The organism is Bacillus sp. HSf4, assembly GCF_029537375.1.
GTDB classification, from domain to species: Bacteria; Bacillota; Bacilli; order Bacillales; family Bacillaceae; genus Bacillus; species Bacillus sonorensis_A.
The window spans coordinates 2,608,572-2,622,258 of the sequence record NZ_CP120679.1; the positions used below are offsets into that span (position 1 = coordinate 2,608,572).

The window sequence follows — 13,687 nt, forward strand, 5'->3', positions numbered from 1 at the left end:
ACAATCTATGCTCTCTTTTGAAAAAGTAGTCTTCTAAATTTTCCATTTGAAGGTAGAATGAAGGCAAAAAAAAGAGCCGGCTTTAAAAGCCGGCTCTTTATCCTGATGTTATGCTCTTGATACGTAGGATCCGTCAGAAGTGTTGACAACGAGCGTATCGCCTTCGTTCACGAAGAACGGCACGTTGACAACAAGACCTGTTTCAGTTTTTGCTGGTTTTGTTCCGCCAGAGGCTGTATCGCCTTTTATGCCCGGTTCTGTTTCAACAACTTTCAGCTCGACTGTATTCGGAAGTTCAATTCCGAGAGTCTCTGTCTGATACATCATGATTTGAACGGACATGTTTTCAAGCAAGAATTTGAGTTCGTGCTCGATTTGGGAAGCATTCAGCTCAAGCTGTTCATAGGTTGTTGTATCCATGAAAACGTGCTGATCGCCGTTCGCATATAAATACTGCATCGTTTTTGTTTCAATTTGAGCGCGCGCTACTTTTTCACCTGCACGGAAGGTTTTCTCCTGAATCGCGCCTGTGCGGAGATTTCTCAGTTTTGAGCGGACAAAAGCAGCACCTTTTCCCGGCTTGACGTGCTGAAAGTCAACAACGCGCCAGATGCCTCCGTCTACTTCAATTGTTAAACCTGTGCGAAAATCGTTTACTGAAATCATGATTATCCTCCTATTGCTCCAATCAACGGATTATAAAATAATTAATTCTTTTGCGGAATGGGTAAGGGATTCGTTCCCGCCGTCGGTCAGCACGATATCATCCTCGATTCTGACTCCGCCTTTACCCGGTATGTAGATTCCCGGTTCAACCGTGACGACCATGCCCTTTTCAAGCGTCTGGTCTGAACGCGCAGAAAGCGCCGGACTTTCATGAACTTCCATGCCAAGGCCATGGCCTGTTGAGTGGCCGAAGTAATCGCCGTAGCCCTTTGAAGTAATGTAGTCCCTTGTCAAAGCATCAGCCTGTTTTCCGGTGATTCCCGGCTTGATAGTCTCCATGCCGATGGCCTGTGCTTCAAATACGGTCTGATAAATTGTTTTCAGCTCGTCGCTCGGCTCGCCCACCGCGATCGTCCGCGTCATATCCGAGCAGTATCCTTTATAGTAGGCCCCAAAGTCGAGCGTCACAAAGTCGCCCTTCTCGATGGCTTTTTCGCTTGCCACTCCGTGGGGGAGGCTCGAACGCAATCCGGAAGCGACGATCATATCAAATGAGGAATGATCGGCTCCCTGCTTCCGCATGTAAAATTCAAGCTCATTGGCGATGGCGATTTCCGTCATGCCGGGCCGTATAACCGTGAGAATATGGCTGAATGCATCATCTGCTATCTTTGCAGCTTCCTTTAATATCTTAATCTCTTCACTTGACTTAATCAAGCGCAACTTTTCCACAGATTGTGAAACCGGAACAAGCTCGGCTGATGGAAGCTGCTTTTTATAAGAAGCATACGTCCCGTATGTCATTTTATCCTGCTCAAAACCGATTTTATTTAATCCCATTTCTTTGATCACTTCGGCTGCCTTTTGGACGATGCCGCCTGTATGCTGGACGACTTCAAAGTCTGCGACCTGCTTTTTCGCCTGCTCTGTGTAGCGGAAATCCGTGATGAACACCGCTCTGTCCTCTGAAATGACCGCAAGTCCCGATGATCCGGTAAAGCCTGTTATGTAACGCAAATTAATGCCGCTCGTCACCAAAAGCCCTTCGATTCCCAGGCCGCCGAAAAGCTCTCTCAATTTGTTCAGTTTCATTTTTGACTCCCCCTATTGGTTATTGTTCAAAAAATAACAGACAGCAAGCTTATAACCTTCAAATCCAAGCCCGGTGATCTGGCCTCTTGTGACAGGAGCAATGACCGATCGGCGGCGAAACTCTTCCCTTGCATGAGGATTTGATAGATGGACTTCGATCACCGGAATCCCGATCGCTGCCACCGCATCGCGGATCGCATAGCTGTAATGTGAAAAAGCCCCGGGATTTAAAACAACGCCATCATACTGTTCATCTGCTTCATGAAGAGCGTCGATGATATCCCCCTCATGATTGGATTGAAAAAAAGTCAGCTCGGCATGCACGCCTTCAGCAAATTGAAAAAGCTTCTGCTCCAAATCAGTCAATGTGTCTTTCCCGTATACTTCCGGTTCGCGTTTGCCCAAACGGTTTAAATTCGGACCGTTCACTATTAAAATGTGCGGCAATTCTCTTCCCCCCTTTTCACTCAAAACATTCTCACGCCAAAAAAAATGTCCACTTACAGTGAACATTTTATCATATTGATCCGGCATCAACACTATTCCCTTGTTTCCCCCAGCGCCCGCGAAAGCTTTTCCTCATTCAGTTCATTGTACTCAAACGAAATCGAGTAACCGACAAACAAGCCGTAAAGCAGATAGATACAGAGCGTCGTCACCACTGTTTCCCTCTTTAACTCAGGGACAGTCCGGACATCGGGAAACATAGGGTTAAACAGATAAAAGACAATGAGCCACAAAACAACCCCATACGCCATACCGCCCCAGATGCCTTTCACTTGTTTCAGACAGCCGAAATAAATCAGTGCAGCTCCGATGGAGATGACTCCGATCAATAGAATACTGATCACCGTGCCGAGAAATCCGTTTTTCCAATCGCCGATGACAAAAGGCTGAAGAATCATGTTCGGATTGACTTCCGAAAATTTAAACAGGTATGCCAGTTCACCGATGGTTCCCCAAATCAGTCCGCCGAAAAATCCCGTAGTGATCACCCTGCCGCTGAAGGACATCGGACTTTCCCGCTTATTCTGCTCCAACTCTTCCGATTGTTTCTGATTGTCTTCATTGCTCATGATGCTCTCGATCACCTCCATTTCCAGTATGTCCAAAAACAGCGGAGGCAACATCATTTTGCCAATATTTTTAAACCGGAGTGTAAAAATTGCACAGGCGGGTATACTTAAATTAGATTTGGCATTCGCCGGGTGTGAAATTCTTGATTTTTTAGGCCCGTCAATCTAGAGGTTTCAGCATTTTTCCTGTACAATAGGTGTAAGGAAATGGTTAATGTAATCATAGATTGATACAGATAGGTTGATGCATATGTCAAATCAAAAAAAACGCCCCGCATACGGAGGGCAGGCTGTCGTCGAAGGCGTCATGTTTGGCGGCAGGCGCCATTATGTAACAGCGATCCGCAGAAAAGACCGGAGCATTGAATTTTTCAAGCTGCCGCGCAAAACGAACCAGATGCTTGACAGGTTAAAGAAAATCCCTTTTCTCAGAGGGATCATCGCCATTATCGAAGCAAGCGCAAACGGGACGCAGCATTTGAATTTCTCCAGTGAACGTTATGACCGTGACCCCTCTTTAGATGAGCAATTGAAAGAGGAGAAGCCGTCGAAACTGACGATGATTTTCGGTCTTGCCGCAGTCGGTGTGCTTTCATTTGTTTTCAGCAAGTTTGTTTTTACGCTTGTTCCCGTGTTTCTCGCGGAGCTCACCAGGCCGGTATTTCAGTCCGACGTCGCACAGATTGTGATCGAAAGCTTTTTCAAGCTGATCCTTCTCTTGGGCTATATATACGCGATATCGTGCACCCCTTTTATTAAAAGGGTTTTTCAATATCACGGAGCCGAACACAAGGTCATAAACTGTTACGAACAAAATCTGCCGATCACGGTTGAAAATGTTCAGCGCCAGTCAAGACTTCACTATAGATGCGGAAGCAGCTTCATTTTATTTACCGTGATCGTGGGCATGTTTGTTTACTTGCTTGTTCCTGCTGACCCTCTCTGGGTCCGTATTTTGAATAGAATCGCACTGATACCGGTTGTTCTCGGCATTTCCTTTGAAGTGCTGCAGCTGACCAACAAAGCGAGAAACATACCAGTGCTGAAAGTGCTGGGCTACCCGGGCCTTTGGCTGCAGCTTTTGACGACAAAAGAGCCGGCAAACGATCAGGTGGAAGTGGCAATCACAAGCTTTAACGAGCTTCTTCAGATGGAGACCAAAGCAGAGGACGAACAGAAGGAACCTTCTAATATCGTAATTTGAATTTTAACGAATCGGTTAATTTTTTGGGAGGTGGACAATTATGAAGCAACGCGTACATCCTGTCTCAGCTTTAATTATGGCGTTTGGAATTTTTGGCTTTGCCTATTTTGCCTTCACAAGTCCAGGCCAGCTGCTGCAATACCTGCTCGTGTTTGCTGCAGTCGGCGCGATCATCTACTTTGTGATCAGGCGTATTTCCAATCGTGCTATGGGCAGTGAAGGAGCCGCTTTTAAAAAGGCAGCCAAACAATCCAACAGGCGTTTTCAGGACCATAAAAAACGCTCCTCAAAAGGCCGTGTCAATCATCTTAGAAGCGTGCCTTCTATCAATAAATCAAAGCCTGTACTGGTCAAGAAAAAAAGCCAGACGCAGCTGACAGTGATTGAAGGCAAAAAAAGCAAAAAGAAAAACAGGGCTTTCTTTTAATACGTCCACTGTTTCAAAAATAATTCTGTTCGTTTTTTACCTAGCTCAATCAGAGCTAGTTTTTTTTCTGCTGAAAGCGCAAATTCAGTCGACAGCACTTCTTCCACGGGCAAAAAAATCACGTTCCGTTCATGCTTCGTGGAAATATGCCTGGCATCGTGCGCTTCCTTCATGGTTTCAAAAAGCGCCCCGAACAGCTCAAACGCATTATTGATCGTTTTCTTCGGCCTCTCTTTTTCATTGGGCATCAATGTGACGCCTAAAACCGGGCGCTTTTTTTCAGCGGTAAACAGCCAAATCGGAAAATTGCTCAGCACCCCGCCGTCAACAACTGTACTAATGCCGGCCGAGGATTTCAGTTTAACCGGTTCAAAAAAATAAGGGATGCTGCAGCTCATCCGCACCGCCCTCGCAACCGAAAAACGATCCGGATTCAAACCGTATCGATGAAGATCGTCAGGCAACACAAGCATCTTACCGTTCGTCAAGTCGGAAGCGATCACCTTGAGCTTTCCCTTTTCAAAATCGCCGAACACGGAAATGCCTTTCTCTTTTAATTTCGCGGAAATCCAGTTTTCTAATTTATCTCCTTTATATAACCCTAACCGCCAATAAATCGAGACCCACTGCAGCAGCTTTAAAGGCAAAAACGAAAAACGCGGATCAAGAAGATCGCCTTCATTTAGTTCCTCCAACATTCTGCGGATCTCTTGACTCGTATACCCGGCTGCAATAAACGATGCAATAATTGAGCCGGCGCTTGTTCCGGCCAGTCTCTTAAAACGGAAGCCCCGTTTTTCAAGCGTTTCATATGCCCCTGCCAGTGCGATGCCTTTCATTCCGCCGCCTGAAAAAACCCCGTCTATGTACATGCCCTTCTCCCCCCTTAAAAGATGGCCCTAACACCATTTTAAGAAGGGATCGGTAAAAAAAGACCATAAGACAAGGAGGCCGGCAAATGAAAAAAGCCGCCGGTGATCCGGTCGGCTTTTTTTACTGGTTTTCCTGTTCATTTCTTTTTTGAACGCTTCTCAAGTCGTCGATTCTTTTGCGGTCGTCTTCAAAGTATTGCACAAGATCTCCGACCCGATCGATGCTGTTCCAGCTTAAATGATGTTCAATGCCTTCGACATCATCATATATTTTCTCTTCGTCAACACCAATGATTCGCAAAAACTGCTCCAATAATTCATGTCTGTATACTAAACGCTTGCCTATTTTTTTCCCTTTAGGCGTCAGCACAAGTCCGCGATACTTCTCATAAATCAAATATTCGTCTTTATCGAGTTTTTGAACCATTTTTGTAACCGAGGAGGGATGGACGGCTAAAGCCTCTGCAATATCTGAGACTCTGGCATATCCTTTTTCTTCTATCAGCATATAAATTTGTTCTATGTAATCTTCCATACTCGGTGTTGTCATCAAATCCCTCCAAATCACACCTATTCAAATCATAACAAGTTTACACTATGTGCATGTAAAAAACAAGCAATCAGATAACGTTTTCACAGAGTTATCTCTTATAGTTCCATTCATCTGTCACATATTTCGTCCGGGCAAGTTCCTCGACAAATTCGGTTTCTTCCCGTGAGAGTTCATAGGGCTCCAAATGGATGTTCAGCCCTTTTTCAAACCCTGTTTTAAACGCAGCGCTCGCTTCTTCAATCGTCACCCGTTTGGCCGCGAGCTCATTAATGGCGACCGCCTTCTCCTTAAAGCTTCGCTGCATGCGCTCTCTGATGCGGTCGTTTTTGTAAATGAACAAATCAAACAGCTTGTCTTCATCAAGATCAAGGAGAATCGACCCGTGCTGAAGAATGACCCCTTTTTGTCTCGTCTGGGCGCTTCCGGCAACCTTTCTGCCCTCGACGACGAGCTCATACCAGGAAGGCGCGTCAAAACATACGGATGACCGCGGGCTTTTGAGGCTCTGCTTTTCTTTCTCTGTTCTCGGGATAGCGAAATACGCGTCAAGCCCCAGCTCCCTGAATCCTTGAAGGATGCCCTCAGAAATAACCCTGTAGGCTTCCGTCACCGTCTTCGGCATTTCCGGATGTTCTTCAGAGACGATGACACTATATGTAAGCTCTTGATCGTGGAGAACACCCCTTCCTCCCGTCGGCCTTCTGACAAAACCTAAACCGTGTCTTTTGACGGCTTCGAGGTCGACTTCCTTTTCAATGTTTTGAAAATAGCCGACCGATAGCGTTGGCGGATTCCATCCGTAAAAGCGGATGGTCGGCGGAATTTTCTGCTCGCTGTGCCAATAAAGCAGCGCCTCGTCAAGTGCCATATTATAAGCGGGGTCTTGTCGCCCCGAATCGATAAAACACCAAGTTTCCTTTTCCATCAACACATACCCTCTTTTTCTTTGGTATAAAATAAGTCTACCATTCCCTTTGAAAATTGAAAATAAATTCAGCTTAATCAGATGACAGATTTCTGTGCCTTTACTATAATAGTAGTTGTCTTACATATCGAAAAATCCCGCTTACAGGGATGATGGAAAAAGGAGTCGGATCAGATTGTCTACCAGCAGTATTATCATTCTCATCATTTGCGCCGCGCTCATTGTCTATGCGGTCGTTTCATACATCTATCAGCAGCGGATTATGAAAACCTTGACAGAAGAAGAATTCAGGGCCGGTTACCGGAAGGCGCAGCTCATTGATGTGCGTGAACCGAACGAATATGAAGGCGGTCACATTTTAGGGGCACGAAACATACCGCTCTCACAGATGAAACAGCGAAAAGCTGAAATCCGCCCTGACAAACCCGTTTATCTATACTGCCAAAACAATGTCAGAAGCGGGCGCGCCGCACAGATGCTGCGCAAGCACGGCTGTCAGGAAATCTACAACCTGAAGGGCGGCTTCAAAAAGTGGAGCGGAAAAATTAAAGCAAAAAAATAATGAAGCGAGCTGTCCCTTTAGACAGCAGACTGCACAAAATCCTAAAGCTTAAACGTTTTAGGATTTTGTTATGTTTATTCACCCGGCTTGGCCCTTTTAAAATACCGGGAACACAGCTTTTTTACGCAGAGAAAAAGCCGGCGCAACCGCCGGCTTCTGCATTATTTCTTCAGATCTTCAATTGAATTGACATCTTTCATATATGTTGGAACGACTAGGCCGAGTTTGACTCCGGTCATGCTTGTTCCGATGTCTTCAAACTTGCCTTCATATTTTTCCGCATATGTTTTGTGTGTTTTCGGCAGCCATGCAGCTGTTGAAGCATCGATGCTTCCGTTTGCGATTCCAGTCCACATCGGGCCGGCTTCCACTTGGCTGAGTGTGACGTCATAACCCAGATCTTCAAGAACTTTCGCGACTACATTTGTGCTGGCGATTTCACTGTCCCATGCGACATAGCCAAGCTTAATTTTTTCGCCGTCGGCTTTCTCAACGCCTTTTGTCCATTTTTCAACGAGATCTTGATGTTTTTTCACGAAATCAGCTGCAGCGTCTGCAGGTTTTTTGCCTTCCTGGATGGCAAGCATCACTTCACCCATGTCATCTTCCGTCCAGCTGAATTGGCTTAACAGCTTGTTTGCGCCTGGGTGATCGTCTTTAAATCCTTTGCGTGTTACGGTATGGATTTCTTCGGCATCACCGTATGAACCTTTAGGGTCTTTTAAATATTTAAGATCATATTTTGCGAACATCCAATGCGGTGTCCATCCCGTAATGATAATCGGTTCTTTTTTGTCGTACGCTTTTTTGAGGGCGGCTGTCATCGCCGAGCTTGATCCAGATGTTACCGTCCATTTGCTCAGATCATAGTCTTTCACCGCTTTATCCGTCGCAGTCATGATGCCTGCACCCGGATCAATACCGGTAATTTTATGATCGACCTGCTCACCTACTGAAGCATTTTCATTATTGCTGCTTCCGCAAGCGGCCAGCCCTAATGTCAGAGCAGCCGCGGCGCCGATTCCGGCCATCTTTTTCCACATTATGCATTCCCCCCGTTTTTTTTCAGTTTTATATTTTGTGTAACCCGGTCAAGTACGATTGCGATAATGACAATCGCAAGGCCGGTTTCAACACCAGTTCCCGTTTTCAGCTGTGTCACTGCGCGGTAGACTTCTTCTCCGAGTCCTGGCGCGCCCACCATTGAGGCGATGACAACCATTGATAAGGCAAGCATGATGCTTTGGTTGATACCCGCAAGGATCGTTTTTGTCGCCAGCGGCAGCTGAACCTTAAAGAGCCTTTGGCTTGTCGTCGACCCGAATGCTTCCGTTGCTTCGATCAAATCCTCAGGCACCTGCTGAATGCCCAGGATCGTCATCCGGATGGTTGGAGGCATCGCAAAAATAACGGAAGCCACAACACCCGGAACAACCCCGATATTGAAGAAGAAAATGGCCGGAAGCAGATAAACGAACGCCGGCATCGTCTGCATTAAATCAAGGATAGGCGTAACGATTCTTTGGACCGTTTTCTTTTGAGATCCCCAAATGCCGACGGGAATCCCGATAATGACGGAAATCAAAACGGATGTGACGACGAGCGCCAATGTCTCAAGCATCGCGTCCCAATACCCGAGATAATCGATAATTAAAAATCCGATCAATGTGAAAAGTGCGATTCCTCTTTTGCTGATCAGCCAAACGAGCGCGGCAAATATGACGGTCAAAATGACCGGCGGAATCATGCCGAGCCCTTGAACAATCGAATCAACAAACGTTTCCAGCCCGTTGGCGATTCCGTCGAACACGCCTCCGAACGACATGGTCAGCCAGTCGACGAACTGATCGATCCAATCGGCCAAAGGAATGCGGGGAAGCGAGGATAGTGTAAACATCTTATCTCACCTCCTGGATGACAGCTTCTGTTTCTTCAGCTGCTTGATGATCTGCGTTGATATATTGGTCATTACCGGCGAGGGCCCCGATCAGAGCGCCTTTAACGATAATGCCTTTCATCCGCTCATTTTCATCGACAACAGCGATTGGAATGCTGGCGTCTGAAACCATTTCAAAAATGTCAGTGAGGACGACATCATGTTGAACCGTCCTTATGTCTTTTGAAATGACCGTTTCCAGAGGCTGGCCTTTTTCAGCCGCTTTCTTGGCAGTCTCCGCATCAATTGTGCCAAGGAGCCTGCTGTGCTTATCAACCGCGTAAATGGATGAAATCCCCAGGTTTTTCATCAGCGTCAATGCAACACGGGGACCTTTATCAACGGGCACGGTTTCCGCGCGCTTCATAATGTGGCCGGCCGTCAGCACTTTGGATAAATCAACATCCTCAACGAATTTTTCAACATATTCGTTCGATGGATTCATCAGGATTTCTTCCGGCGTGCCGATTTGCACGATGTTCCCGTCCTTCATCAGCGCGATGCGGTCGCCGATTCGCAATGCTTCATCGAGATCGTGCGTGATGAAAATAATCGTTTTACCTACAGATTCATGCAAATCCAAGAGTTCATCCTGCATATCTTTGCGGATCAGCGGATCAAGAGCGCTGAATGCTTCATCCATCAGCAGAATATCGGGATCATTCGTTAATGCGCGGGCAAGTCCGACGCGCTGCTGCATCCCGCCGCTCAGCTGATCCGGATATTGGTGTTCATATCCTTCAAGACCGACAAGCTGTAATGATTCAAGCGCTTTTGCCTGGCGTTTCGCTTTGTCTACCCCCTGAAGCTCCAAACCATACTCCGTATTTTCCAGAATGGTTCTGTGCGGAAAGAGGGCGAATTTTTGGAAGACCATGCTGATTTTTTTCCGGCGGACTTCCCGAAGCTGGTCTTTGGACATATTTGTTATCATGTCACCATCTATGTACACATTTCCGGCAGTCGGTTCAATTAGGCGGTTTAACATCCGCACCAAAGTTGATTTACCGCTCCCTGATAGACCCATGATGACAAATATCTCACCATCGTACACGCTGAAATCTGCTTGGTTCACACCAACGGTTGCCCCGGTTTCTTTTAAGATTTCTTTTTTGCTTTTGCCGGCGGCAAGCAGCTGCAGCGCTTTTTTTGTCTGTTTTCCGAAAACCTTTGATACTTTTTCGACTTTTATTTTAATCGGTTTATCATCTAAATTCATATTTCTCCTCCCGTTCTAAGCAATCTTATATACCGTAACACTTATGTAACATATCAGACAAACGGCATATTCTCTTTAATTTTGTATCATACCTTCATATATCTCGCTGTCCCCCTGTAACCTTGCGAATGCTTCTAAATGCTCCGGTATCCTCTTTTATTAAGGTAAATTAAACCATTACCTTATGAAAAACCCTTGAAACTATCACGTTTTTAAAGATAATTATCATTTTTCATTTTAATTTACTCGTTTTTACTATTCCAGAAAGGTAAAATCCTGTTGGACCGCTATAGAATCCGCTTACAAATATAAAAAAAGCGGCGAGATCAACTCGCCGCTTTTTGGTCAGTTCTTTTGAAAGCGAAGCACGGGCTGGCGTGCCGCTTTTGTCTCGTCCATTCGCTTAACAACGGTTTTGTGGGGGGCTTCCTGAACGATTTCAGGGTTTTCCTCCGCTTCTGTTGCAATCTGGATCATCGTTTCGATAAACGCATCGAGCGTTTCTTTTGACTCCGTTTCCGTCGGCTCAATCATGATGCATTCTTCAACATTGAGCGGAAAGTATATGGTCGGCGGATGGAAGCCGAAATCCAAGAGGCGCTTGGCGATATCAAGCGTTCTGACACCGAGCTTTTTCTGACGTCTGCCTGACAGCACAAATTCGTGTTTGCAGTGGCGGTCAAACGGGAGATCGTAATGTGATGCAAGCTTTCTCATCATATAGTTCGCATTCAACACCGCATTTTCCGTGACCTCTTTCAGCCCGTCGGGACCCATGGAACGAATATACGTATAGGCTCTCAGATTAATGCCGAAATTTCCGTAGTACGGCTTGACTCTGCCGATTGACTGCGGGCGGTCATAGTCAAATGTATAACGGCCGTCCTTTTTGACTAAAACAGGCTTCGGCAGATAAGGAATCAGCTCTTTTTTAACGCCTACCGGTCCTGAGCCCGGTCCTCCTCCTCCGTGGGGGCCTGTAAAGGTTTTATGGAGGTTTAAATGCACGACGTCAAATCCCATGTCGCCGGGCCTTGCTTTGCTGAGCACGGCGTTTAAGTTGGCACCGTCATAATACAGCTTCCCTCCGGCTTGGTGAACGATTTCAGCCATCTCTAAAATATGTTCCTCAAAAAGGCCGAGTGTGTTCGGATTGGTCAACATCAATGCTGCCGTCTCTTCGTTTACAACCCGCTTTAAATCGTCAAGATCGACAAGCCCGTCGGCGTTTGATTTGACCGTAACCGTTTCAAAGCCGGCAACCGTTGCCGATGCAGGATTTGTGCCGTGGGCCGAGTCGGGTACGATGACCTTTGTCCTTTTATGATCGCCGTTTGCCTCATGAAAAGCGCGGATCATCATCAGCCCCGTCCACTCTCCGTGTGCGCCGGCCGCCGGCTGCAGTGTGACTTCGTCCATGCCTGTAATCTCTTCCAAATGCCCGCTCAAATCGTAGAGCAGCTCGAGCGCCCCCTGGACGGTCCGTTCATCCTGAAGCGGATGGATCGAAGAAAAACCGGGAATTCTCGCGATTTTTTCGTTCAGCTTCGGATTGTACTTCATCGTGCAGGAACCGAGCGGGTAAAAGCCCGAATCCACGCCGTGGTTGCGCTTTGATAAAGCGGTGTAATGGCGCATAATATCAAGCTCAGACACTTCCGGAAGCTCGGCCGGCTCTTCTCTGAGATAGGCATCATCAAGGAGGTCTGATACATCTGTTTCAGGGACGTCCAGCTCAGGCAGGCTATAGCCGATCCGGCCTTCTTTTGACACTTCAAAAATAAGCGATTGATCGTGATTATTCATGGCGATCCCCCAATTCGTTCATGAGTGTATCGATTTCTTCTTTCGTTCTGAGCTCTGTGACGGCAATCAGCATGTGCTGCTTTAAATCCGGGTATGCAGCGCCGAGATCGAAGCCTCCGATGATCTCTTTTTCAAGCAGGCGTTCATTCGCTTCTGAGACGGGCTCATTCAGCCTGATGACAAACTCGTTAAACATCGGCCCTTCAAATGCGACTGTAAGTCCCGCCCGTTTGGCAGCTTCTTTGGCGTACGCCGCTTTTTGCATGTTCTGCCAGGCGATTTCCCTGACACCCTGTTTGCCGAGCGCCGTCATGGCGACGGAAGCGGCAAGCGCGTTGAGCGCCTGGTTGGAGCAGATATTCGATGTCGCTTTATCGCGCCTGATATGCTGCTCTCTCGCCTGAAGGGTTAAAACGAAGCCTCGCTTGCCGTTTTCATCTTCCGTCTGGCCGACAAGACGGCCCGGAACCTTTCTCATCAGCTTTTTCGTGACAGCGAAAAAGCCGCAGTGCGGTCCTCCGAAAGCGGCCGGAATCCCGAATGGCTGGGCATCCCCGACGACGATGTCGGCACCGAATGCTCCGGGCGGCGTTAAAAGCCCGAGAGCGAGCGGATTGGCGGAGACAATAAACATGCATTTTCCTTTGTGGGCGATCGGCTCAATGTCTTTTAACGGTTCAATCCGGCCGAAAAAGTTTGGATACTGCACGACCACGGCAGCGGTTTCTTCACAAACTGCAGCATCAAGGGCTTCAAGATCTGCCATGCCATTTTTCGCAGGCACTTCAAGCACATCGATGTACTGTCCTTTTGCATATGTCTTTAAAACGTCGCGCGATTCGGGGTGAACGGTTTCGGAAACGACGATCTTTTTCTTTTTCGTATGCCCTGAAGCCAGCATCGCGGCTTCCGCCAATGCTGTTCCTCCGTCATACATCGATGAATTGCTGATATCCATTCCGGTCAATTCGCAGATCATCGTCTGAAACTCGAAAATCGCCTGAAGCTCCCCTTGAGAAATCTCCGGCTGATACGGTGTATAAGCCGTATAAAATTCAGACCGGGAAATCACATGGTCGACAATCACCGGCTGGTAATGATCGTAGACGCCGGCGCCCAAAAATGAAGCGTATGCGCCTGTGTCTTTATTTTTGGCCGCGAGCTTGACGAGTTCTTTCGTCAGCTCTGTTTCGGACTTCGCCCTTTTGATTTGATATTCGCCTTTAAATCTGACGCTTTCCGGAATGTCAGAGAATAAATCGTCGATCTTTTCGACTCCAATGGCTTCGAGCATCTCTTTTTTATCCTGATCTGTCGCTGGAAGGTAGCGGTGCTTCATCTTCAGTCTC

The 13,687-nt window shown here is 47.0% G+C and carries 15 protein-coding genes; 3 read left to right on the forward strand and 12 right to left on the reverse strand.

Annotated features, from left to right (window positions below; all coding sequences use genetic code 11):
• Positions 1–108 precede the first annotated feature (108 nt).
• The 4 genes from efp to P3X63_RS13470 form a co-directional block, all read right to left on the reverse strand.
• Positions 109–666, reverse strand: coding sequence for an elongation factor P (gene efp / locus P3X63_RS13455; RefSeq protein ID WP_026587823.1), 558 nt, complete (start codon positions 664–666; stop codon positions 109–111).
• A gap of 30 nt (positions 667–696) precedes the next feature.
• Positions 697–1,758, reverse strand: a complete 1,062-nt coding sequence (locus P3X63_RS13460; protein WP_026587824.1) for a M24 family metallopeptidase — start codon at positions 1,756–1,758, stop codon at positions 697–699.
• A gap of 12 nt (positions 1,759–1,770) precedes the next feature.
• Positions 1,771–2,205 carry a type II 3-dehydroquinate dehydratase gene (aroQ, locus tag P3X63_RS13465; RefSeq protein WP_026587825.1) on the reverse strand — a complete coding sequence of 145 codons (435 nt, stop codon included), beginning with the start codon at positions 2,203–2,205 and terminating at the stop codon, positions 1,771–1,773.
• A 92-nt stretch (positions 2,206–2,297) separates the two neighbouring features.
• The gene (locus P3X63_RS13470; protein ID WP_026587826.1) at positions 2,298–2,834 is read right to left on the reverse strand and encodes a YqhR family membrane protein; all 537 of its coding nucleotides are present in this window, start codon (positions 2,832–2,834) and stop codon (positions 2,298–2,300) included.
• Between the two features lie 250 nt (positions 2,835–3,084).
• On the opposite strand from P3X63_RS13470, the gene P3X63_RS13475 reads away from it, so the two are divergent.
• Complete coding sequence (locus tag P3X63_RS13475; RefSeq protein ID WP_277691014.1) at positions 3,085–4,038, forward strand: DUF1385 domain-containing protein; 954 nt, start codon at positions 3,085–3,087, stop codon at positions 4,036–4,038.
• A 40-nt stretch (positions 4,039–4,078) separates the two neighbouring features.
• The gene (locus P3X63_RS13480; RefSeq protein ID WP_026587828.1) at positions 4,079–4,465 is read left to right on the forward strand and encodes an SA1362 family protein; all 387 of its coding nucleotides are present in this window, start codon (positions 4,079–4,081) and stop codon (positions 4,463–4,465) included.
• Here the strand turns inward: P3X63_RS13480 and P3X63_RS13485 are convergent.
• The 3 genes from P3X63_RS13485 to P3X63_RS13495 all read right to left on the reverse strand — a co-directional run bounded on the left by P3X63_RS13485 (position 4,462) and on the right by P3X63_RS13495 (position 6,815).
• On the reverse strand, positions 4,462–5,337 hold the full coding sequence (locus tag P3X63_RS13485; protein WP_026587829.1) for a patatin-like phospholipase family protein: 876 nt from the start codon (positions 5,335–5,337) through the stop codon (positions 4,462–4,464). The two genes, P3X63_RS13480 and P3X63_RS13485, sit on opposite strands and share 4 nt — an antisense overlap.
• Before the next feature lie 121 nt (positions 5,338–5,458).
• Positions 5,459–5,887 (reverse strand): transcriptional regulator MntR, encoded by a 429-nt coding sequence (gene mntR / locus P3X63_RS13490; RefSeq protein ID WP_026587830.1) that lies wholly within the window; start codon positions 5,885–5,887, stop codon positions 5,459–5,461.
• A 91-nt stretch (positions 5,888–5,978) separates the two neighbouring features.
• Positions 5,979–6,815 carry a lipoate--protein ligase family protein gene (locus tag P3X63_RS13495; protein ID WP_026587831.1) on the reverse strand — a complete coding sequence of 279 codons (837 nt, stop codon included), beginning with the start codon at positions 6,813–6,815 and terminating at the stop codon, positions 5,979–5,981.
• A gap of 175 nt (positions 6,816–6,990) precedes the next feature.
• Between P3X63_RS13495 and P3X63_RS13500 the strand changes: the two genes are divergently transcribed.
• Entirely contained in the window at positions 6,991–7,377 is a 387-nt protein-coding gene (locus P3X63_RS13500; RefSeq protein ID WP_026587832.1) for a rhodanese-like domain-containing protein, read from the forward strand.
• A 161-nt stretch (positions 7,378–7,538) separates the two neighbouring features.
• Here the strand turns inward: P3X63_RS13500 and P3X63_RS13505 are convergent, their stop codons facing one another.
• The 5 genes from P3X63_RS13505 to gcvPA form a co-directional block, all read right to left on the reverse strand.
• A complete protein-coding gene (locus P3X63_RS13505; protein WP_026587834.1) occupies positions 7,539–8,420 on the reverse strand; it encodes a glycine betaine ABC transporter substrate-binding protein in 882 nt (293 codons plus the stop codon).
• The gene (opuAB, locus tag P3X63_RS13510; protein ID WP_026587835.1) at positions 8,420–9,274 is read right to left on the reverse strand and encodes a glycine/proline betaine ABC transporter permease subunit OpuAB; all 855 of its coding nucleotides are present in this window, start codon (positions 9,272–9,274) and stop codon (positions 8,420–8,422) included. The genes P3X63_RS13505 and opuAB overlap by 1 nt, the downstream gene beginning before the upstream one ends.
• A 1-nt stretch (position 9,275) precedes the next feature.
• On the reverse strand, positions 9,276–10,532 hold the full coding sequence (opuAA, locus tag P3X63_RS13515) for a glycine/proline betaine ABC transporter ATP-binding protein OpuAA (protein WP_277691015.1): 1,257 nt from the start codon (positions 10,530–10,532) through the stop codon (positions 9,276–9,278).
• A gap of 345 nt (positions 10,533–10,877) precedes the next feature.
• Positions 10,878–12,338: an aminomethyl-transferring glycine dehydrogenase subunit GcvPB gene (gene gcvPB / locus P3X63_RS13520; protein WP_077736498.1), complete on the reverse strand. Its 1,461-nt coding sequence runs from the start codon at positions 12,336–12,338 to the stop codon at positions 10,878–10,880.
• The gene (gcvPA, locus tag P3X63_RS13525) at positions 12,331–13,677 is read right to left on the reverse strand and encodes an aminomethyl-transferring glycine dehydrogenase subunit GcvPA (protein WP_277691016.1); all 1,347 of its coding nucleotides are present in this window, start codon (positions 13,675–13,677) and stop codon (positions 12,331–12,333) included. Before gcvPA ends, gcvPB begins: the two co-directional genes overlap by 8 nt.
• Positions 13,678–13,687 lie beyond the last annotated feature (10 nt).

Bases quoted from the DNA above. Each gene is read 5' to 3' on its own strand.
- efp (WP_026587823.1), bottom strand. From the start codon at position 666: ATGATTTCAGTAAACGATTTTCGCACAGGTTTAACAATTGAAGTAGAC.
- P3X63_RS13460 (WP_026587824.1), bottom strand. From the start codon at position 1,758: ATGAAACTGAACAAATTGAGAGAGCTTTTCGGCGGCCTGGGAATCGAA.
- P3X63_RS13470 (WP_026587826.1), bottom strand. From the start codon at position 2,834: ATGAGCAATGAAGACAATCAGAAACAATCGGAAGAGTTGGAGCAGAAT.
- P3X63_RS13475 (WP_277691014.1), top strand. From the start codon at position 3,085: ATGTCAAATCAAAAAAAACGCCCCGCATACGGAGGGCAGGCTGTCGTC.
- P3X63_RS13480 (WP_026587828.1), top strand. From the start codon at position 4,079: ATGAAGCAACGCGTACATCCTGTCTCAGCTTTAATTATGGCGTTTGGA.
- P3X63_RS13485 (WP_026587829.1), bottom strand. From the start codon at position 5,337: ATGTACATAGACGGGGTTTTTTCAGGCGGCGGAATGAAAGGCATCGCA.
- mntR (WP_026587830.1), bottom strand. From the start codon at position 5,887: ATGACAACACCGAGTATGGAAGATTACATAGAACAAATTTATATGCTG.
- P3X63_RS13495 (WP_026587831.1), bottom strand. From the start codon at position 6,815: ATGGAAAAGGAAACTTGGTGTTTTATCGATTCGGGGCGACAAGACCCC.
- P3X63_RS13505 (WP_026587834.1), bottom strand. From the start codon at position 8,420: ATGTGGAAAAAGATGGCCGGAATCGGCGCCGCGGCTGCTCTGACATTA.
- opuAB (WP_026587835.1), bottom strand. From the start codon at position 9,274: ATGTTTACACTATCCTCGCTTCCCCGCATTCCTTTGGCCGATTGGATC.
- opuAA (WP_277691015.1), bottom strand. From the start codon at position 10,532: ATGAATTTAGATGATAAACCGATTAAAATAAAAGTCGAAAAAGTATCA.
- gcvPB (WP_077736498.1), bottom strand. From the start codon at position 12,338: ATGAATAATCACGATCAATCGCTTATTTTTGAAGTGTCAAAAGAAGGC.
- gcvPA (WP_277691016.1), bottom strand. From the start codon at position 13,677: ATGAAGCACCGCTACCTTCCAGCGACAGATCAGGATAAAAAAGAGATG.